The sequence below is a fragment of the Maribacter sp. genome, assembly GCF_039974175.1.
In the GTDB taxonomy this organism is placed as follows: domain Bacteria; phylum Bacteroidota; class Bacteroidia; order Flavobacteriales; family Flavobacteriaceae; genus Maribacter_C.
In genome coordinates this window covers 295130-316627 of record NZ_JBDWJN010000010.1, presented here as the reverse complement: position 1 = coordinate 316627, position 21498 = coordinate 295130, and the positions used below count along the sequence as shown (strand labels likewise).

The window sequence follows — 21498 nt, the reverse complement described above, 5'->3', positions numbered from 1 at the left end:
TAACTTTTAGTATATTCTTTAGATGTGCTTTTTTTAAAAAACTTGCGCTGGTATCTTATTTTTTAAAAAAGCTTCGCAATCGCTCACGAAGCCTTTCTCATCAATCAAAAAACCAACTTAATATTTACGTGCTTAATCATTTAAATAACTGTTTACTGCCGTGGTACGTTGGGCAACATGTGCATTCAATTCGCTAATGGCTGCTTGGAATTCAGAACTATTGCTTAAAAAGCTATAGCCAGATTCTTCCATCACGGCATAAGGTTCCACTAAAGTCGAATACGAACTGTACAATGCTTGTATACTAGTTGTATTAAAAGCTCCATCTACTACTTCTTGTAGATACCCATCGTATTGGGCCTTATACACTTGGTCTTGGTACAAATATCCTATGAGCGGCCATTCTGAAGCTGATACATCTGAAAAATCGAGATCTGGAGAGCCTCCCCTTTTTCCTTCTTGCAGCGATTCATTGTTATCCCAAGGAATCCAAGTTAGTTGAGCAGTATTTGGGTTATTGTATAGGTAATAATTGTGTGTCATTCTCCCGTAGGTATCCCAGTTTTGTATAACCGTATTTACAGCCAAGTATTTCAAGAAGACATCGGTATCTAGAACAGCTTGCAAATTGGATCTCCAGCTAACAGCATCTGTTGTTCTTGTTGCGTCATGTAAGATTTCCAAAAGACTTGCCACATCTGTAAAATCGGCTTCATCTTCATTGTTCTTCTTTACATACTCATCTTCGTCATACGTACCAAAGGCGAAACTTGCGGCATCACCATCGGGTTTGTATAAATTACCGTTATCGTTTGAAAATTGATCATCCAAAACCGTATCATCTACTTCCTCTACCAAAGTGTACAATCCAAAATACTGAGGGCCATCTCCATGATCTACATAAACTGCATAAAATGCGGTATGCGAGGCAGCTAGTCCGGCATTGCGAAAAACATCGGTCGCTACTTTTTCTCTTAACATCGATTTGTCGTCATAGTTGTTCTTAAGGCTTAGCTTTTTAAAGCCATAAAAACGCTGATTGTCAATCTGCGGATAATCATCTTCAAACTCATCAAAATCTAATTTGAACGATAATTTTAAGATACCAGATTGCCAACTACTTTGTAAACTAGAGTTGCCTTTGAAACGTATTCCCACCCGGTACCATTCTTTATCCTCATAAAACACTTCAGCGGGAACAAAAATCGGGTCTTCATCTGTGTCAATCAATCCTGGCCCTCCACCACCCGAACCAAAAGCACCATAGGTATTGGTCATATCGTCTAACATGCTTTGCCAGCGATCTTCCGTAACAACGATATCCAATCTTTTTACAGTATTGTCTTCAAAGACTTCATCGAAATCTGGGTCTGCCTCGTTACTATGGGTTTCGGTGGTCCAATCCGTTGCTTCAAAATCGGCGTCTGCTACCGTATTGGTATCTTCTTCAGCATTTGTTCCGTCATCATCGGCTTCCTCTTCAGGCGTTGCAATAATTTCGTCGTCGCTACTACACGAACTAACAGCTAGTAGTGTAATGCAACTTAGTAAGGCTAAAAAGACTATTTTAATATGTTTCCTATTTTTGCTCATTTGTCGCTGTCTATAGATTGCTATGTCTTGTTCGTACTAGTTTTGTCGCTTAGGACCTCTTTTTGGACGAGGGGCCTTCTCAAATTCTTCCGCTGTGATAAATCCATCTTCATCAACATCGACTTTTTCGAAATGATCTTTTAAACGGCCCTTTACTTCCTCCTTTGAAAGTTTTCCATCTTCATTCGCATCCATCTTCTCTAAGAGTTCAGCGAAGGTTGGTGGTTCTCTTCTTTCCTGTCTATTTTGCGACTGTGCTAAAGCGCTATTCGAAAAAAATAATACCGATCCAATAATTAAGACCAAAGTTTTAAAGCTGTTGTTTTTCATACTGTGAAATTTTATGTATTTGATAGTTTAGATGTGCTGCGATGTATAAACTTGTGCGGCTTAGTGTTAAAAAAAGCACAAAAAAACCCCGACTTTGGGGTCAGGGTCTATTGTCAACATTGAGGAATATCAATTTCTAGGTGGAGGCGGTCTACCTTCGTCTCCCGGTCCGCGTGGAGGACCTTTGCGACCTCGGGGAGGCCCTTGTCGGTGTATGGCATCTTTTACAATAGCATTAAATCGTTCTCTTTGAGTCTCGTTACATATTTCACCTACTTCGCGAAAAAAGCGAAAGGTTTCCAGGTCTTTTGCTTTTTCCTTTTCTGCAATAATAGTTGCAATACCATCAATTTCAGAAGGGTCCACTTTTTCATCTGACAGCTTATCGAACAGGACATCCTTTGAATTCTTAATAGCGTCTAGAATCGCCCTCATTTTTTCACGATGCTCTTGCTCTAAGGCCTTAAATTGCTGTAGCTGGTCCGTATCAAAATCCAATTGCTTTGAAATGAAGTTTACCTGACCTGGTCGTTGGGGACTACTTTTATCGGATGTGCTAAAATGGTTGAATAGAAAAAACCCATTCATCAACACTAGAAAACCCAACAAGATATATAAGAGTAAGTTTTTCTTCATAGGGTCTAATTTTGGTAGAGGTATGAATCGGTGGTTGTTTCTGAAAGTCCATAAATTTCAGCAAAATTCTCAACATGTTCTCCGTAACCGCTATCGGAATAATAAGACAACAAAGCGAAAGCATTCAGTACCACAAAACAAATGAGTGCTGCGGCTTGATATCTTGGGGTAAACCAATCTAGATATCGTAAACCCTCAACGTGCTCAATAGGTTGCTCTGCCATTCTACTGAGCACTCTTTCTTTAAAAAGCGGTGATGTTTTAACAGTGTCAATACCTGATACGCTATTCAATGTATCTTCTACTAACTGGTCGATATTTGGTTTATTTTTCATGTGTCTAGGACTTTGGTCTTCTATTTAGATGCGCAATTTTCCAAAACCTTGCGTCATTTTCCTTCTTTTTTATAATAGTCATGCAACAACTCCTGTAGATTCTTTTTTGCCCTGAACAAAAGAGATTCAATTGATGAAACACTCTTATTTGTTATCTCACTGACCTCTTTATAACTCAGATCATCAATCTTGTTTAAGGTATAAACTACGCGTTGCGCTTCAGGTAATTTGTTTATGGCTGCGAACAGTATCTCACTCTTCTCCTTATTTTCTAGTTGTATTCCAGGGTGATTAAACTCCGTAAAATATGAACTTCGGTCTATCGGTAAATCATTTCCTAAAAGAGACTGCATAAATCCAAATCGCTTTTTGGTATTTTTCTTTCTGATGAATTCCAGGCTCTTATTTACCGATATGCGATAAATCCAAGTAGACAGTTTTGAATCTCCTTTAAACCTGTCAATCGAATTAAAAACCTCAACGAATACCTCTTGGGCGATATCCTCTGCGTCTTCTTTGTTAGGCACAAAGGATATACAAGTACCAAAAACCTTCTGCTGATACTCATCAAGCAATTGGCCATAGGCTTGGTTGGTTCCTTCCCGTAATGCCTTAATGAAGTTTTCTTCGTTCAATAGCAAGATTTGAGTCCCAAATTACACAAATTATACGATTTCAAAACCCTACCTTTGCAGCCTTAATTTTCTGAGATGAAATTACATAGGAACTTAGTATTTGCCGTAATCGACGGATTGAATTTAATCTTCAATGAGGGAGAATATGCTGATAAGGTAGTACAGAAAGTTTTGAAAATCGATAAGCGTTGGGGGAAGCGTGACCGCGGATTTATTGCGGAAACCATTTATGAAATGGTGCGTTACAAAAGACTTTATGCAGAAATTGCAGATGTTCGTGCACCTTTTAGAAGACAAGACTTATTTCGTATGTGGGCCGTTTGGGCTGTTTTAAAGGGAATTGAATTGCCCGATTGGAAGCAAATAGAACCTACCCCTGAACGTCGCATCAAAGGAAAATTCGACGAGCTTTCTAAAATCAGAAAATTTCGGGAAGCCGTTCCTGATTGGATTGATGCATTGGGGCAGCAAGCTTTGGGCGATACATTATGGACAGAAGAGTTAGCAAAACTCAATGAACCTGCAGAAGTTATCTTGCGAACGAACACCTTGAAAACTACCAAAGAAAAACTTCGAAAAACGCTTTTAGAAGAAGGTATCGATGTAGAGCCGATTAAAGGCTATGCCTCCGCATTGCGATTACCTGAACGCGCGAATGTATTTCAAACAGAAGCTTTTAAGAAGGGGTATTTTGAAGTGCAGGATGCCTCCTCACAGCTGGTTGCCGAAATGCTTGATATCAAACCGGGTCAACGCGTTGTAGACACCTGTGCCGGGGCTGGAGGTAAATCATTACACTTGGCGGCACTCATGGAGAATAAAGGCCAACTGATTGCCATGGACATCTATGGTAGTAAACTCAAGGAGCTGAAGCGTCGTGCCCGACGAAATGGTGCACACAATATAGAAACTCGTGAAATCACTTCCACTAAAGTCTTCAAAAAACTATACAATACTGCCGACCGCGTGCTGATTGACGCACCGTGCACCGGCTTGGGAGTATTAAGAAGAAATCCGGATTCTAAATGGAAAATGCAACCGGAGTTTCTAGAGAAAATTACCAAAGTGCAATACGACATCATTCGGTCTTATAGTAAAATTGTAAAGTCGGGTGGTCAAATGGTATATGCTACCTGCTCTATTCTTCCACAGGAGAATAATGACCAAGTCATCTCCTTTTTAGCTTCCGATGAAGGTCAGCACTTTAGTTTGGTAAAAGAGAAGAAGATTTATGCCTCCAAAAGCGGATATGATGGGTTTTATATGGCATTGTTAAAAAAGGCTTAAGAGCGCAGCACAAACTATTTTGCTTAACTTTAGTTCAAAACAACAAATCTGTTGCCATGAGACTGAATTTTACCCTGCTCCTCGTACTTTTCTCCTTATTATCTTTTTATGCACAAGATAAACCATTGGAATTGTCGCATTATGTATTTCCTGAATTTACTCCAGGTCAGGTGCTGATGAAAAATGGGATTAAAAATATTGTTTCTTTAAATTACAACACTCTTTCAGAGGAAATGATTTTTGAAGACAAAGGGATGAAATTGGCAATTGCTGACGAACAATTGAAAGCCATTGATACCGTCTTTATTGCCAACCGCAAATTTGTACGTTCAGAAAAAACCTTTCTTGAACTTGTTGCATCTTCACCTCCTTTGTACATAGAATACAAGTGCCGCATAAAATACCCAGGTAAAGTCAATGGCCCAGGAGGAAGAACATCACAAACTTCATCTAGTGAGACCTATACGCCTACTGATTTTCGTAGAATAATTTATGAGGTGGTATTGCCCAATGGCTATGATACCAATCCCTATCGATACTATTGGATCGAAAAGGATGGCGCATTGAAAAAGTTCAAAAACCTAAATCAACTGGCTAAAGTATACCCCAACAAAAAAAACTTGTTTAAAGCCTATGTAAAAAAGAACGACGTGGCTTATAACAACCAAGACAGTATAGTAAAGCTTATAGCATATTTAGAGCGAGTAGAAAAAGAACAATAGCACTGCTCGCTTAAAAAGCCGTTAGATCGAGCAATTCGACTGGCATCTCAACTCCCTTCAATTTGACAGCGGTTTGTAGGGTTCAAACCTTACTCCTTCCCCTTCAATGTAGGATACTCGACCCCCAACTGCTCTAAATAAGAATCGTATTTTGTTTCATCATAATAGAGTTTTTCTAACTCAGCTCGAAACTGACCTTGCTTGTCGGCATTCAAATAAATGGGTGGTAAATCGTCTTCGGAAATCATGGGTTCGTATTTGTCCTCCTTGCTTTGAACATCATTGAAGTAGGTCCAGGCATCTTTTAGCAACTGCGGCTTTAGAAGAAAATCTAGAATGGTCATAGCCTCCGCTTTTGCACCCGCGGTTACGCCTTTGTGCGCGATTGGAGTGGCCATAGCAATGGCATTGCTCCAATGATGACCTTGAAGTCCTGGAATGTTGGAAGGAAAACGCATGGTCACGGTTGGAATTTTCCAAGAAATATCACCAATATCATCAGAGCCACCACTGATAGGGTCTACTACAGGTAGGCCAAGCTTCATTAATTCTGTAGCCAACCCTTCAATTTTATCAGAATTAACCTCGGTCTGAACGGCTTTTGCCAAGGCTTGATCTTCCGCAGACCATTTGGGGAGCCCTACTTTTTTGATATTGTCGTACATTGTTTCTGCAATGATTTTATTGTAATGTCTCGGCCAAGCTGCACCTAAAACTTTGGAGGTCATAGTTGTTCCAGTCATTAAGGCAGCTCCTTTTGCCATATCATTGGCCTCAGCATACATTTCCATGATGCCTTTATACTTGATATCTCTAAAATAAAACCAGATAGCTGCTTTTGAAGGAACCACATTCGGTTGGTCTCCCGCATCAGTAAAAATAGAATGTGAACGGCGAAGCGGGTGTAAATGTTCTCTTTTATAGTTCCAGCCAATATTCATGAGTTCGGCAGCATCGAGAGCGCTTCTCCCGCGCCATGGTGCTCCAGCAGAATGTGCCGCTTCTCCTTCGAACGAGTATTCCACGGATATTAACCCTGTACCACGAGTAGGACCATAGGAAACGCCCAAATTGCTGCTCACATGAGTGAATATGCACATATCGATCTTATCAAAAAGTCCATCACGAACATACCAAGCTTTAGAACCCAAGAGCTCCTCGGCAATACCTGGCCATACCAAGAGTGTACCACCAATATTTTCTTTTTCCATGATTTGCTTTACCGCCAACACCGCTGTGATATTCATTGGAATTCCAGAATTATGGCCTTCACCGTGACCTGGTGCTCCTTCGACCATGGGCTTGTGGTAGGCCACTCCAGGATACTGAGATGCCTTCGGAATACAATCGACATCACTACCCAAGGCAATTACCGGACCTTCGCCATTACTCCATTTGGCAAACCATGCGGTGGGAATTCCTGAAATAGAATGTTCAATGGCAAAACCGTTTTCTTCTAAGATACCCGTAAGGTATTTCGAAGATTCGAATTCTTGAAAACCGAGTTCGGCAAAACTAAAGACTTTGTCTACCATCACCTGCGATTGCTTCTTGTTCGCTTCAACAATAGCGGCGGCCTCGCTTTTTAGTTTTTCAATTTGTTTGTTTGACTTTTTCTTTTGGGCGACAGCTGTTGTCACTAAAAAGAGCATGCAGCTGGTCAGTACCAGAATTCTCGAGACTTTCATAAGGTGGGTAAATTAAATTAGCTATCCACTAAAAGTATGAAAACAATTGGAAAGTTGGTAATACCCCTTAAATTGCACCAATTAAAATTAACTTGTAACAAAGCATGCTACAAGTTCGCTCAATTAAAAACAAAATCCTATGCGCAAAATCATTGCAGTACTTCTGATTTCAATCGTGACTTTCTCTTGTCAAAACAATACCAAAAAGGTTACCAAAAAAGAGACCGTTGACCTCAAAGGCAATTGGGAATACCTCGGATTCGGGAGAGCCCGAGTTATTGGCGATAGTATCGTAGAAAGTTATCATACTTCAACTGCTGGTAATGTGCGTATGTCTGACAACTCAGTTAAAGACTTCTTTACCTATTATAAGGTAGACACCCTCTCAAACGATACGATTCTTATCAAAGATGGGGTTAAAGTTTTCAAACTTTTCAGAAGCGATACCGATTTTGTACAAAAAGTCAATGATAGTTTAGCCAATGACCCCAAGTACAATTTTGAAGTACTTTGGAATACCTTCAATGAGCAATACTGCTACTTTAAGGAGCGAAACATTGATTGGGATACCATGTACGAAACCTATGCCCCACAAGTAAAGGCCGATACAGAGCCACTAGAGCTCTTTCTCCTCTTCGAAAAAATGCTAGGAGAAATCAATGATGGGCATATTTCCATTGACGTACCCGATGCATTGGAGGAGGCTTATCAAAAACAAAAGGCCCATACCCCTACAGCAAACGCTGAAGACGTTCCTAAAGGATTAGAAAAAAAAGTCAAAAATCTAGTCATTGAAAAACACTTGAAAAAGTTAGGTGAGTTCAATCAGGGAGAACTCCAATGGGGCATGGTGAATGACGATGTTGCCTATATTCAAACCTCTAATATGATTAGTTGGGCGCATTATCAAAGCGCGAATAGCAAGCCGAAAGAAGAATTTTGGGAAGAATGGTGGGGTCGATTGAATGAAGCGGACAATTACCACGAAGATGTTGCCGAAGGTGCACGTTTTATGATGGATTCTATTGTTGGCACCATCGAAAATGCGAAAGCCTGTATTATCGATTTACGATTTAACGGCGGGGGTTTTGATGATGCATCCATTGAAATACTGAACCACTTTGTTTCCCAAGAAACGGCTATGGGCACAAAAAAGGTACGCTTAGGTCAAGGTTTTACCGAAAAACACTTGATAACCTTAACCCCATCTAAAAAAACCTTCAAAAGAAAGGTGTTTGTACTAACCAGTCATCAAACAGCAAGCGCAGCCGAAGTACTGGTTTTGGGAAGTAAAGAAATTCCAAATGCTAGAACCGTCGGTTCAACTACAGAAGGAGTCTTTTCAGATATTCTAAACAAGAGACTCCCCAATGGTTGGAATTACGGCCTTTCCAATATGATTTATGAATCTATGGAAGGTGTGAGTTACGAAGAAGTTGGGATTACCCCTGATGTAAAACTCGCGTACCCTGAAAACTCAAAAGACTTTTATGAGTATCTTTTGGAGGATATCAAAAATGGTGATGATGCCATAGAACAAGTACTAGCACTTGTAAAAGCAGAATCATAGAATAGTCAACAATAGAACCACTTAACTAGTATAATTCGCGATGCGCCGACCTGGTTTCAAATATCTCAACCCTGCAAATTATCCTAGCCATTTTGTACTTACATTGGGGCTGTTGTTGGCCCTATCGTGTACCCCAACCCAGAAGACAAGTACCCACCAACCTCTCAACATAATAGTAATCATGGCAGATGACTTGGGTTATGAGACAATTGGAGCCTACGGCGGCAGTTCTTATCAAACCCCTGAGATAGACCGTATGGCAGCCAATGGAATGCGATTCGATCATTGTTATGCACAACCCCTTTGTACCCCCAGTCGCGTAAAACTAATGACCGGTATTTATAATGTGCGCAATTATGTTCGTTTTGGGCTATTGGACAAAAGCCAAACTACTTTTGGTAATTTGTTTCGGAAGGCGGGTTACGCTACCTGCATTGTCGGAAAGTGGCAATTGGGTAAAGATCCGGCTGGTCCGCAACAAGCAGGGTTTGATCAGCATTGTTTATGGCAGGTTCGCGAGGGAAGAATAGACTCAACAGGACGTGATACTCGTTTTTCTAAACCCGTTCTTGAGGTAGATGGACAGCTAAAAACCTTTTCCGATACCGATTATGGTCCAGAAATAGTGAGCGAATACGGTTTGGATTTTATAGAAAAGAGTCATCACGAAGGAAAACCCTTTCTGTTGTACTATCCCATGATACTTACCCATTGCCCATTTAGCCCCACCCCCAATTCTCCTGAATGGGGTGTAGATGATTCTGCGGTCATGACCTATAAAGGGCAGGCACATTATTTTGAAGATATGGTGGCGGAGATGGACGGTATCGTTGGTAAAATAAATCGGAAATTAGAAGTATTAGGAATTCAAGACAACACCCTCCTTGTATTTACAGGAGACAATGGTACTGATGTGCCCGTCGTTTCTGTTGTTGATGGTAAAGAAGTTGCAGGGGCAAAAGGGCAATCAACTGATGCTGGTACAAGAGTGCCATTGATCATACAATGGCCCAATGAAATCAAAGCAAATAGCAGCAGTGTCGATTTGGTTGATTTCAGTGATTTTTTACCTACCTTAAGCGAAGCAGCAAATATCAAAGTGCCAGATTCCTTAGCGATTGACGGCCGCAGTTTTCTACCACAGTTACGTGGAGAAAGTGGTCAACCGAGAGAATGGATCTATAATTGGTATTCTAGAAGTGGAGACCCTAGTAAAGCAAGCGTCTTTGCCCGAACCCATCGTTACAAATTATATGAATCGGGGGCTTTTTACGAAGTTCCAAAAGATGCTAAGGAGCAATACCCCCTCGAAATTGAAGCGCTAGATGCAGATGCCGCAGCTATTTATCAGATGCTTAATGCTGTTCTGGTTCGGTATAAAAAGCAACGATTAAATAAAATTTCAAAGCAGCATCTCATGCAATAGAACAACAAAAGAAATAAACTCCTATCTTTCAATGCCTTCAACAATTGCATACTATTAAAATCATTGGAGTAGCAATGTAACAATTTAAACTAGCACAGGTCAAATGAAAATAGCCCCAGCCAAAATCATAGCATGAAACAATTTACCCAAGTTATAGAAAAACACCTCTCAGGAAAAAAGGTTTTGACTTTTTTTATACTTACCAATGTAGTCTACGTCTTTATGCTGGCGGTTTCCATTCCTCGTACAATGAATTTCGCAAACGGGATGGATTTGTTAGACATGCTACCTATGGGCTATGACTTGAATTATGTAAGTGAATTATTTACAGCGCTTGGTGCAGAAGGTCGCCAGACCTATCTCACCCATCAAATACCGGTAGATATGGTCTATCCTTTTCTTTTCGCACTGTCGTACTGTTTGCTTTTGGCTTATTTCTTAAAAAAACTCAACAAACTCATTGCCCCATATACCTATCTATGCCTACTGCCAGTAGTTGCAGGAATAGCAGATTATGCTGAGAATTTCGGTATCATCAACCTCTTAAACAGCTATCCTAACTTGTCTGAAACTGCAGTAAAAACGACCAGTGCATTTTCGCTGGTGAAAAGTATTTCGACATCTGCTTTTTTTGTGGTCTTGATTGTTGTTCTAATCTTGTTGGGCTTTAAAACTATAAATAGAAAAAAGACCTAACAACGGTACCTTAACCAGAGGATGAGCGCACCTAAACTCCCAGCTAGCTGAAGCTCTGGCTTACTGGCCAGAACACAAGCCATTACCCCAGCGCACATATCTACATATCGTGAGCAGTCTTAGGTAGTTAAAATCTTCCTCCGCCTGCAATACCACTTCTTCCGTAGCTTCGGGGTGCATCCGTTAAAAAAAATCCAATTGTATTTCATTTAACAAAAAACAGGATAGAATACAGATAGATTAGCAATCCAAACCACCTTATATGAATATAAAACTACTCGTTCCCCTTTCCATTCTTGCGCTTTCTTCTTCCACAGCAGTTTCTCAAACAGTAACGGATACCAGGCAAAATAGTCTTGAATTTTCATCAGGATATACTATTGGCGCTATAAAGAATTTGTCCTTTGCGCCTGTGGTTCGTTATGATTACAATGCCTTAAATCATCAGTTCAAATATGTGCGCAAGACCAAAAAAGACAAACGATTTGAAGTACAGCTCGATTATTTAGATACCAATTTAAAATCGGAAACCATTCCGGCCCTGAATGCTTCCTATGCTAAAGTAGTGCTGAATTTTTCCTATTTACGGCCTGTTTATACTAAAAGTAGATGGACCATACATGCTGGTTTGCAAGCACAAACCAATGTGTCGGGCTATAACGATTGGCAGGCCTATGACGCTCAGCAAAAATTCGGTTTGGCTGGTCGGTTTGCCTATCAGATAGACCAAAGGCAATACCTAACCTCCAAATTGACGATTCCCTTTTTTATGTTGCGGGTGGCTACCTTCGAAGACAGCACCTATTCTTTAGGCAGATATCAAGGTGTTTGGTGCAATACAGAATATAAATATAGCCTTTCGAAGCACTTTGATATCAAAGCGATTTATAATTTCCATTATGACAGACTTCAAATTTCCGATGCTTATAGAGAATTACAGCATCAGCTGAATCTCGGTATCCAATTTAAATTTTAACACTATATGAAACCTAGTTTACGCCTTACTACAATCTTATCAACGGTGCTCATCGTTGTACTAACATCTTGTGCTGATACCTTAATAGGTGATCAAGGCCAACTAGATGAAGACGTTTATTTTAACTACCAAGCCATCACAGATTTAGAATTGCCTTTTGAAGAAGAGTGGTATCTCACTGCTGGAGGCAGAACACATGCTGATGGGGGTGGTCATTTTTTTCAGCGCGAAAGTGGCCAACGCTATGCCTATGATATGATTAAAATAGAAGGCGACCGAGCAGCCACTGGAGATGGTAGCACTAATGAAGACGCCTTTGGTTTTGGTGCGCGTATCAATGCTCCTGCTGATGGCGTAATTATTTCAGTTGAGAATTCCATTGACGACAACTTACGCCCTGGTTTCATTAACCCAAATATTAATAATAGCAACCTGGGTGGAAATTATATTATGATCGACCATTTGAATGGCGAATATTCGCTCTTGGCACATTTTAAAAAAGGGTCTATCATCGTGGCTGTGGGAGACACTGTGGTTCAAGGCCAAGAAGTAGGCAAAGCTGGCAATAGCGGCAATTCTACCGGAACACATTTACACTATCAATTACAAAACACACCCGATTACCTCAACGGATTCGGACTCCCCGCTCAATTTCAAAATTATTATGAGGACGATATCTTTATAGCAAGAGGTGAGCCCACGAGAGACCAAAAAGTTCGAAAAAACTAGCTGCAGTTTTCAAAAAACAGCTCCTTCTCGGTTGCTTCAGCTCTGCATTTGTTGCACTTTTTGCCTTCTAGCCCAGACATTTAAACTCTTAACGATTCTTGCTAATAAGCTAGGAATATAACTAGATAACCATACCATAGTGTTACATAGACTTCCAAAAACGTCTCGGATATAGACGGTAAAGCATAAACATTGCACCTATTTGGTTTTATCTGATCGAATTAAAATGTATTCCATTCAAACGGCCCTAACCACTTTATCAACAACACCCATTGTAATCTGTTAACTTTTTAATAACCGAATAGTAAAAAAATGCCTTTTAAAGGCTAAATTTGTGCCTTTATTAATCAGTACAACTTAGTCACTTAATGATTCACTTTTTCGGAGAGCAAACAAACAAAGTTTTTGCAGTTCAAACGAATCAAGAACTTTCTCAAGAAGAAACAGATAAACTTATATGGTTGTTCGGCAACCAACCCAAAATAAACGCGGCGTCTCTTGACGCCTTTTTTATTGGGCCACGAGCAGCTATGATTACGCCTTGGAGTACCAATGCCACGGAGATTACCCAAAACATGGGTATTTTAGGCATCGCACGTATTGAAGAATTTCAAAGTGTTGACGAAACCTATACCGATTTCGACCCGATGATTTCGCAAAAATATTCGGCACTAACACAAGACATCTATACTATTGATGTGGAACCCGAAGCCATTTTAGAGATTGCTGATGTGGCCGCCTACAACCAACAAGAAGGTTTGGCGCTAAGTGATGATGAAGTGGCTTATCTGAATAACCTTTCCGAGAAAATGGGTCGCAAACTGACCGACTCTGAAGTTTTTGGTTTTAGCCAGGTAAATTCCGAACACTGCCGCCATAAAATTTTCAATGGCACCTTCGTGATCGACGGCCAAGAAATGCCGACTTCGTTGTTTAAGTTGATTAAAAAGACCTCAGCAGAACACCCCAACGATATCGTTTCGGCCTATAAAGACAATGTGGCTTTTGTAAAAGGTCCGAAAGTGGTGCAATTTGCTCCCAAGACTGCAGACAAACCCGATTTTTATCAAGAAGAGTCCTTTGATTCTGTCATTTCCTTAAAAGCGGAAACGCACAATTTCCCTACCACCGTAGAGCCTTTTAATGGCGCCGCAACGGGTTCAGGAGGTGAAATACGAGATCGATTGGCAGGCGGTAAAGGTTCATTGCCTTTGGCGGGTACAGCGGTGTACATGACGGCTTATTCAAGACTAGAACAAGAACGCCCATGGGAAACGGGTATGTCTGAACGCGAATGGCTCTACCAAACGCCCATGGACATTTTGATAAAAGCATCCAATGGCGCATCTGATTTTGGAAATAAGTTTGGGCAGCCTTTGATTGTTGGTTCGGTATTAACCTTTGAACATGACGAGGCCTCAGAGCCCTTAAGTCAGGAAGCTTTGGAAGATTCATTGGAAACGGGTCATGGTCAAGGGCCTGAAAAGCGCAGATTGGGCTACGACAAAGTCATCATGCAAGCAGGTGGTATCGGCTACGGCAAGGCAGACCAAGCCTTAAAAGACAAACCTGAAACAGGCGATAAGATCGTCATTCTAGGCGGTGACAACTACCGCATCGGCATGGGTGGTGCAGCCGTATCAAGTGCGGATACTGGTGAATTTAGTTCGGCCATCGAATTGAATGCAGTACAACGTTCAAACCCAGAAATGCAGAAAAGAGCCGCCAATGCTATTCGCGGGATGGTGGAAAGTGATAAAAATTCTATAGTGTCTATTCACGACCATGGCGCTGGAGGACACCTAAACTGCCTCTCCGAATTGGTAGAAGAAACGGGCGGAAAAATCGATTTGGATAAACTCCCCATTGGTGACCCTACCTTATCGGCCAAGGAAATAATCGGTAACGAATCGCAAGAGCGTATGGGCTTGGTTATCGGAAAAGACGATGCCGCTCTACTCGGCCGAATTGCCGAAAGAGAACGCTCGCCCATCTACGAAGTAGGCGATGTGACCGGAGACGACCGCTTTACCTTCGAATCATCTACCACAGCTGAGAAACCCATGGATGTCAAGCTTTCCGATATTTTCGGAAGTTCGCCAAAAACCATTATGACCGATAATACCATTGAAAGAACTTATGTTGATGCGGAATATTCGCTGGAATTCTTGCATGATTATTTGGAGAGCGTATTGCAATTAGAGGCTGTTGCCTGTAAAGATTGGCTTACCAACAAAGTAGACAGATGTGTTGGCGGACGTGTTGCCAAACAACAATGTGCCGGACCTTTACAATTGCCTTTGAACAATGTAGGCGTCATGGCCCTAGATTTTAAAGGAAAAGAGGGCATCGCGACTGCTATCGGTCACTCCCCCATTTCAGGACTTATTGATCCTGGTGCGGGAAGCAGGAACAGTATTGCGGAAGCCTTGACCAATATTATCTGGGCACCGCTAAAAGACGGATTGCAATCCGTTTCTCTGTCCGCCAACTGGATGTGGCCTTGCAAGAACGAAGGAGAAGACGCTAGACTCTATGAAGCCGTACGAGCCATTTCCGACTTCTCCATTGCTTTAGGTATTAATGTCCCCACTGGAAAAGATTCGCTTTCGATGAAACAGAAATACAAAGATGGCGATGTTATTAGTCCGGGTACGGTGATCATTTCCGCCGCTGGAAACTGTGATGATATTACGAAAGTTGTCGAACCTGTGCTTCAAAAAGAGGGTGGAAATATCTACTACATCAACCTCTCCAAAGACAATTATAAACTAGGCGGTTCTTCCTTCCATCAAGTTCTAAATGCTATCGGAAGTGAAGCGCCAAGCATTGAAGATGCCGATTATTTTAAGAAAGGGTTTAATGAAATCCAAGATTTAATTCGAAAGGGTCAAATCATTGCAGGTCATGATGTTGCTTCAGGAGGATTAATTACTACCTTGTTGGAATTGTGTTTTGCAGATACAGACTTGGGTGCTGAATTAGACCTATCGAGTCTCGGCGAATCAGACACCATAAAAGTCTTGTTTTCGGAAAATGCAGGCATCGTTTTTCAAGCTCATCCTGATGCAGCTGAGGATCTAGAACTATCACTCAATAATGCACAAATCGATTTCAAAAAAATTGGTAAGGTTACCACCAGAGCCGAATTGACCATCAGAAATGGTGGTATGGAAATGGGCTTGAACGTGTCATCGCTTAGAGATACTTGGTTTATGACTTCTTTTTTGTTAGACAACAAACAAAGCGCAAACGGACTCGCGAAAGACCGTTATAAGAATTATAAGGCGCAGGCTTTGGCGTATGTTTTTCCGGAGAATTTCACGGGCAAACTGCCATCTAATCTGTCAGGTGCGGAATCTGCCACCAATACGAACGGCATCTCGACTCGACGCGATGCCACAGAGAGACCAAAAGCGGCGATTTTAAGAGAAAAGGGAAGTAACTCTGAACGTGAAATGGCAAATGCCATGTATTTGGCGGGCTTTGATGTCAAAGATGTGCATATGACTGATTTAATATCTGGTCGTGAAACTTTGGAAGACATACAATTCTTAGGTGCTGTAGGCGGCTTCTCCAATTCCGATGTACTAGGTAGCGCCAAAGGCTGGGCGGGAGCAATCAAGTACAACGAAAAAGCAAACAAGGTTATCAAGAATTTCTTTGCCAGACCTGATACCCTATCTATCGGTATCTGTAACGGTTGTCAGTTGTTTATGGAATTAGACCTGATCAATCCTGATCACGAAACGCACGGTAAGATGACCTATAACGATTCTGGCAAACACGAGAGTAATTTTACTTCTGTGAAGGTGCAGGAAAACAATTCGGTAATGCTATCTAGCTTAGCTGGTACTACCCTAGGGGTTTGGATATCACATGGAGAAGGGAAATTCAGTCTCCCACATTCCGAAGAAAACTATGAAATCGTAGCGAAATACGGGTATGAAGACTATCCAGCAAATCCGAATGGAAGTGATTACAATACCGCTATGTTATGTGATGCGACGGGAAGACACCTGGTTACCATGCCCCATATCGAACGTTCTACCTTCCCTTGGAACTGGGCCCACTACCCTGCTAATCGAAACGATGAAGTTTCGCCTTGGTTAGCGGCTTTTGTGAATGCTAGAACATGGGTGATACAAACAAAGAAATAGGCCAGCATATATGTGAATGCTGACCTACTTCTGCCTAACCATAATAAAAAACTACTAATTTATAATCAATCTTCCTGTCCAGGTTTTCTCAGTTGAACTTTTCAAACTATAGATGTACAAGCCAGAGGAAAGTGATTTTCTATCTACTGTAATTACGTTTTGCCCAGCAAATGTGTCACCTTCTTGGTAGTGCGAACTCATTTGCTTGCCGGCTAAATTGTAAAGATTAAAGGTATATGTTCCGGCATGTTCTTCATAGAAGTAAAGCGCTGATGTAGTAACCATCGGATTCGGATTTAAGATCGCCTTGTTTTGATCTTCATCTATGAATTTTGGAGCTTCAGCATTGTTGTTAAAGTCAATGTTAGAGAGTTCCATGCCTTTTTCTTCTGCATATCCGTTTTGCGCAACCAAATTAAAAGAGAGCACCTTAATGTCAGTAAAATCAGTACCACTCTCGGAAGCATCTTTGAAATCAGCACTATTCAAACTAAATTTTTGCTTCGCTGTGCTCAAGTCTACGGTAGTTGAAAACGTCTGACCATTGCCTTTTAATATTTTCACCTCTAATACTCCAGTTCCACTTGCCTCGAAACCTATCTTGGTATATTCACTTAAGTCGACTGCGGCAAATCTTGGGCTCAAAGCACGGTACACCCCTAGATAACTATCGGTTGTACCTTGCAAGCTTATATTCCTTTCAATTGGATAACCGTCACCCATATAAGGTCCTTCGGCGGGCAACACCTCATAGGTTTCCGCAATTGATCCGTCAGCTGAATCATCTAGTCCCCAAGGGGCATCGGCAACAAACAAATCATCAGGGGTATCACCAAGTACGGTGCTAATTCGAAAGCCTAAATCAAAAAGGTTTCCTGTATTAATCGCTAGGGTCGGTAAATATCCGTCAACGGCAGTTGATACTTGTACAGTTTCAGTAGCACTAGTTTCGCTTCGTTTCATACCGCCTTCTAGACGCAAACTCTTAGCATCATTGTTATTAATTAGATTTAGTAACACCTTGCCATTCTTATATTGCGCAGATTTCACAAAAACCGGGGGTGGTTTCGAAGCGCTATAGGCGTCAATAGGACTATTTACTTCAAGTAAATCTAAAACTTCTTCTCCCAATACAATCAAATCATCAATGGAATTCGACCATATTTGGTAGTTGTAATACAGGGCGTCTTTGCGGTATGCGTCTATATTCCAATGCGATTCTATAACAAAATGATCATTGGCATCTAAACGCGCTGAGAAGGTCAGTGCAAATTCGCGTTCTCCATTGGGTTGTTTGATTATTGACTTTATAAAGTTCTGTTCACGAATTTGAAGTGTGGATACCGACAATAACTCAGCACCTAGAAAACGATCGCAAATAAATTTGCTGTGCTCATAAACCTGATCTTCAGTCTTGATAACCATTAACGCGGCTACCGAGGCATCGTCTTTAAGGTAATCTACAGAATAGATTTCACTGGCGTTGGTAAGACTCAATAAGTCTTCTGCTGATGATTCTAAAATCTCACTTTCATTAATTACACCTAATGGGGCCAAGGTTTTTAATGAAATACTGTTTTTAGCAGTGGTACCTCGCTTCATATAGGAAGCGTCTCTCTTCACACGTTTTGCACTGGCTTGGTCAAATTCATAACCGTCTTTAGCGCGCATGTAATTTCTTCTACCTATTTGCTGAGCCAAACGGTCATTACTTTCCAATCCACCGTCGTTACCCGAGGAAGCTGTATACGTAACCGGACACTCGCTTATTCCAGAACAAGCAGGATCATCACAGTCTACCAAACCATCGCCATCATCATCTACGCCATTTGCACAATCTTCTTGTGGCACTGGAGCAGTAGGACATCTAGCTCCATCGTTGCTAGCACTTGCTGGTCCATATGCAAATATATTGGAAGAGATTTGTCCAGAAGTGACGTTTTGAACCTCATTAATGATATACACGGAGCCCGACTGATTTGCCGAAACATAAAAATTTCCTGCGGCATCAAAATATACGGCTCCAAAAGTATAGTTTAGTCCAGCTAAAATAGGAACTACGCCTAAATCTTCTACCGCACCCGTTTCTGCTGTAATGCGATACAGCTTGTTGGTTCCTTTTTCAACTGTATATATTTTGTCGTCCAAGGCATTAAACGCCCAATCGTGTATGCTTATATTTTTAGAAAGCTGCTGCGAACCGAGATAGTTTAAATAGGTAGCAGAATCATTGTTCAAGTCAACTGAAAAATAGGTCGAACTGCCTGACCTAAAATAATAGATACCATTAGCATTGATAGCGCCTACATATTTATTACCTACTTCTAATTCAGGTATGGTGTAAATATCGGTCGAAAAATCTTTTCCAATTCTAACAATTGATCTAGACGGGCTAGAAAGATACCCCCATATATAGCCGTCGGTTGGGTTGTAGGCTGCAGCATTAATTCTATCAGGAACAATTTCTTCGGCTACAAGGTAAGAACGGCCTGAAGCTAAATCAATGGCATATACATCTGAATATTGAAATAAATAGGCACTATAATCACAGTTGAAGGGTTCAGCTTGTGCATGGCACTGTGAACTAAGTGGAAGCACTATACTTAGCAATAGTATACTGGCTAAGCATCTCCATATTTTGGTTAAGTAGATTTGTTTCATAACTTGGGATTTATATTATTTAATCACAAAAGTAAAAAAACAGGCATAAGATTTTTCCTACATTTAGACGTTTATGTGGTTATAACCCGTCAGACGGCAATTTATTGTAGATAAACGGTGAACTGCCCTGATTTTTAATAGGAATACTGCTTTGAACCTTCGAAAAGCAACACATATAGCTGTTTTACGAATTATCGAAACAATTGGTGACGATTACTTGTTTAAATCACGAAAGCACTTTGAACAACTGCTCTCTAAGGTCTTTTAGAGCCCCTTAAGAGCATTAGTAGCGATCCGAATCAAGCACTCGCCATTTTCACCAACACCGCAGATGTCATGATTGGTATAGTACAACCGCCTTTCATTCTTCATCTAGCATATCAAAGCGGTCTTTGACGCCAAAGGGAGGCAGTTCGCAGGGGTAAGAGCCATCAAGAGCGTGGGTTCTTGAAAATAAATAGGTACCTTAAGAACAAATTTTTAAATCCAAAAAAAATGGAACACCCATCAAAACAAGTCAACAGAAGAAGTTTTATAAAAAAATCGTCTTTGCTCACCTTAGGCACCTTGGGCACGGCAACTGTCTTTGCATCCCCACATGAGGCGCCGCTTAGCTTCACCCAAGACCGCGATATAAACATTGTCGGACCCAAAGAAGGCTATACGCCACAAATAGGCACCTTAGTTTCTATGTTGAATTGGATGCGAATGGTGATATTATCACCTGTAAAGAATATGAGCGTTGCTGATTTGGATTATTTGGTAGATGAAAACGCCAATAGCATTGGTGCCATGCTCATGCATTTAGCAGCTACCGAACGTTTTTACCAAATACATACGTTTGAAAATAAAAGGTGGGGAGATTGGTCAAAAGCAGATGCCGATAAATGGTCGGTACCTTCTGGCCTTGGAGCAGCGGCAAGGAAAACAATTAAAGGAAATACTTACGATTATTACCTCAACGAATTGTCACAAGTACGAGAAAACACCCTAAAAGAACTTGCTAATCGCGATGATGAATGGCTCATGACAGTAGATAAAGACTTCCCTTGGGGGCCTACCAATAACTACTGCAAATGGTTTCATGTTTGTGAACATGAGTCAAACCACAACGGGCAATTCAAATTCATAAAAAGTCGCATCGCCTAAAACAACATGATCAGAAGAGCCCATATAAAAGACCTTGCAGACATTGTCGAAATGATTGCAAACGATAAGCTAGGGCAGTTGCGGGAAGATTTCCAAAACCCACTGCCCAAAAAATACTACGATGCCTTTGAACGTATACGTGCCGACCCTAACCAAGAACTGATGGTTGTAGAAGACCGCAAGGGTAAGGTCATTGGCACATTGCAATTGTCTTTTATTCAATACTTGACCTATCAAGGGGGTATACGGGCCCAAATTGAGGCTGTTCGCATTCATGAAGACTTACGCGGCATGGGCATAGGACAGCAATTATTCGAATGGGCCATTCAAAGGGCAAAAGACAAGGGTGCTCATGTGGTACAATTGACTACCGACAAAAAAAGACCTGAAGCATTAAACTTCTATGAAAAATTTGGCTTTATAGCCAGTCATGAGGGAATGAAACTCCATTTGTAGAAGCCCTCAAAAGCATTAAAAAAAACGGGTGGAGCTTGTACAAGCTCCACCCATTTGATTTGAGGCATGATCGCTTTAGTTAATCAAATTGGCGCCTGCAGATACGAAATCCATTCTTCGCTGATTCAAAGGCCCAGCTTTAAAAGATACACCTATGGAAATTCCTAAGCCCCAATAGAGATGAGGCTTATGAGCCACACCGAACTTTTTAAACCAGTTGTTTCCTAAAGGCAACCTTGTTCACCTTCTCCATCAAAAGAAAGATGAGCACTACTGAATGAAGCACCACAAAAATAGTTAAGATGTACTTATCTGTTCATGTTAGATCGTACAGCGTGAACAAATTTAGGGTATGAATTTTAAAGAATTCATGGTTTTTAACTACTGCATAATTCAGATGGTAACACGCCAAGTATCTTATGGCAAAAATCTTGAATTTGTTTTGTGAA

Annotated in this window: 17 protein-coding genes; 10 read left to right on the top strand and 7 right to left on the bottom strand. The window is 41.0% G+C overall.

Translation table 11 applies throughout. The features are described 5' to 3' along the window. Positions 1-132 precede the first annotated feature (132 nt). The 5 genes from ABJN95_RS10385 to ABJN95_RS10365 form a co-directional block, all read right to left on the bottom strand. Positions 133-1593, bottom strand: a complete 1461-nt coding sequence (locus ABJN95_RS10385) for a CotH kinase family protein (protein WP_348370332.1) — start codon at positions 1591-1593, stop codon at positions 133-135. A 36-nt stretch (positions 1594-1629) separates the two neighbouring features. After that, a complete protein-coding gene (locus ABJN95_RS10380; protein ID WP_348370331.1) occupies positions 1630-1923 on the bottom strand; it encodes an EF-hand domain-containing protein in 294 nt (97 codons plus the stop codon). A gap of 129 nt (positions 1924-2052) precedes the next feature. Then, positions 2053-2559 (bottom strand): hypothetical protein, encoded by a 507-nt coding sequence (locus ABJN95_RS10375; protein ID WP_348370330.1) that lies wholly within the window; start codon positions 2557-2559, stop codon positions 2053-2055. A gap of 5 nt (positions 2560-2564) precedes the next feature. Further along, entirely contained in the window at positions 2565-2894 is a 330-nt protein-coding gene (locus tag ABJN95_RS10370) for a hypothetical protein (RefSeq protein ID WP_348370329.1), read from the bottom strand. 53 nt (positions 2895-2947) lie between these two features. Continuing rightward, on the bottom strand, positions 2948-3529 hold the full coding sequence (locus tag ABJN95_RS10365) for an RNA polymerase sigma factor (RefSeq protein WP_348370328.1): 582 nt from the start codon (positions 3527-3529) through the stop codon (positions 2948-2950). A gap of 75 nt (positions 3530-3604) precedes the next feature. On the opposite strand from ABJN95_RS10365, the gene ABJN95_RS10360 reads away from it, so the two are divergent. Continuing rightward, on the top strand, positions 3605-4816 hold the full coding sequence (locus ABJN95_RS10360; RefSeq protein ID WP_348370327.1) for a class I SAM-dependent methyltransferase: 1212 nt from the start codon (positions 3605-3607) through the stop codon (positions 4814-4816). Positions 4817-4872: 56 nt separating this feature from the next. Continuing rightward, entirely contained in the window at positions 4873-5538 is a 666-nt protein-coding gene (locus ABJN95_RS10355) for a hypothetical protein (RefSeq protein ID WP_348370326.1), read from the top strand. An 89-nt stretch (positions 5539-5627) separates the two neighbouring features. On the opposite strand, the gene ABJN95_RS10350 is transcribed toward ABJN95_RS10355, so the two are convergent. Continuing rightward, on the bottom strand, positions 5628-7226 hold the full coding sequence (locus ABJN95_RS10350) for an amidohydrolase (protein WP_348370325.1): 1599 nt from the start codon (positions 7224-7226) through the stop codon (positions 5628-5630). A 139-nt stretch (positions 7227-7365) separates the two neighbouring features. Between ABJN95_RS10350 and ABJN95_RS10345 the strand changes: the two genes are divergently transcribed. The 6 genes from ABJN95_RS10345 (at position 7366) to purL (ending at position 16783) form a co-directional block, all read left to right on the top strand. Next, on the top strand, positions 7366-8796 hold the full coding sequence (locus tag ABJN95_RS10345) for a S41 family peptidase (protein WP_348370324.1): 1431 nt from the start codon (positions 7366-7368) through the stop codon (positions 8794-8796). A 40-nt stretch (positions 8797-8836) separates the two neighbouring features. Then, positions 8837-10222: a sulfatase-like hydrolase/transferase gene (locus tag ABJN95_RS10340; protein ID WP_348370323.1), complete on the top strand. Its 1386-nt coding sequence runs from the start codon at positions 8837-8839 to the stop codon at positions 10220-10222. Positions 10223-10354: 132 nt separating this feature from the next. Further along, on the top strand, positions 10355-10918 hold the full coding sequence (locus ABJN95_RS10335; RefSeq protein ID WP_348370322.1) for a hypothetical protein: 564 nt from the start codon (positions 10355-10357) through the stop codon (positions 10916-10918). A 262-nt stretch (positions 10919-11180) separates the two neighbouring features. Further along, complete coding sequence (locus ABJN95_RS10330) at positions 11181-11894, top strand: hypothetical protein (RefSeq protein ID WP_348370321.1); 714 nt, start codon at positions 11181-11183, stop codon at positions 11892-11894. Positions 11895-11900: 6 nt separating this feature from the next. Then, on the top strand, positions 11901-12623 hold the full coding sequence (locus tag ABJN95_RS10325) for a M23 family metallopeptidase (protein ID WP_348370320.1): 723 nt from the start codon (positions 11901-11903) through the stop codon (positions 12621-12623). Positions 12624-12991: 368 nt separating this feature from the next. Then, positions 12992-16783: a phosphoribosylformylglycinamidine synthase gene (gene purL / locus ABJN95_RS10320; protein ID WP_348370319.1), complete on the top strand. Its 3792-nt coding sequence runs from the start codon at positions 12992-12994 to the stop codon at positions 16781-16783. Between the two features lie 54 nt (positions 16784-16837). Here purL and ABJN95_RS10315 read toward each other — a convergent pair whose 3' ends face one another. Then, complete coding sequence (locus ABJN95_RS10315) at positions 16838-19444, bottom strand: T9SS type A sorting domain-containing protein (RefSeq protein ID WP_348370318.1); 2607 nt, start codon at positions 19442-19444, stop codon at positions 16838-16840. A 495-nt stretch (positions 19445-19939) separates the two neighbouring features. Between ABJN95_RS10315 and ABJN95_RS10310 the strand changes: the two genes are divergently transcribed. Continuing rightward, positions 19940-20593: a DinB family protein gene (locus tag ABJN95_RS10310; RefSeq protein WP_348370317.1), complete on the top strand. Its 654-nt coding sequence runs from the start codon at positions 19940-19942 to the stop codon at positions 20591-20593. A gap of 6 nt (positions 20594-20599) precedes the next feature. Continuing rightward, the gene (locus ABJN95_RS10305; RefSeq protein WP_348370316.1) at positions 20600-21049 is read left to right on the top strand and encodes a GNAT family N-acetyltransferase; all 450 of its coding nucleotides are present in this window, start codon (positions 20600-20602) and stop codon (positions 21047-21049) included. Positions 21050-21498: the final 449 nt, after the last annotated feature.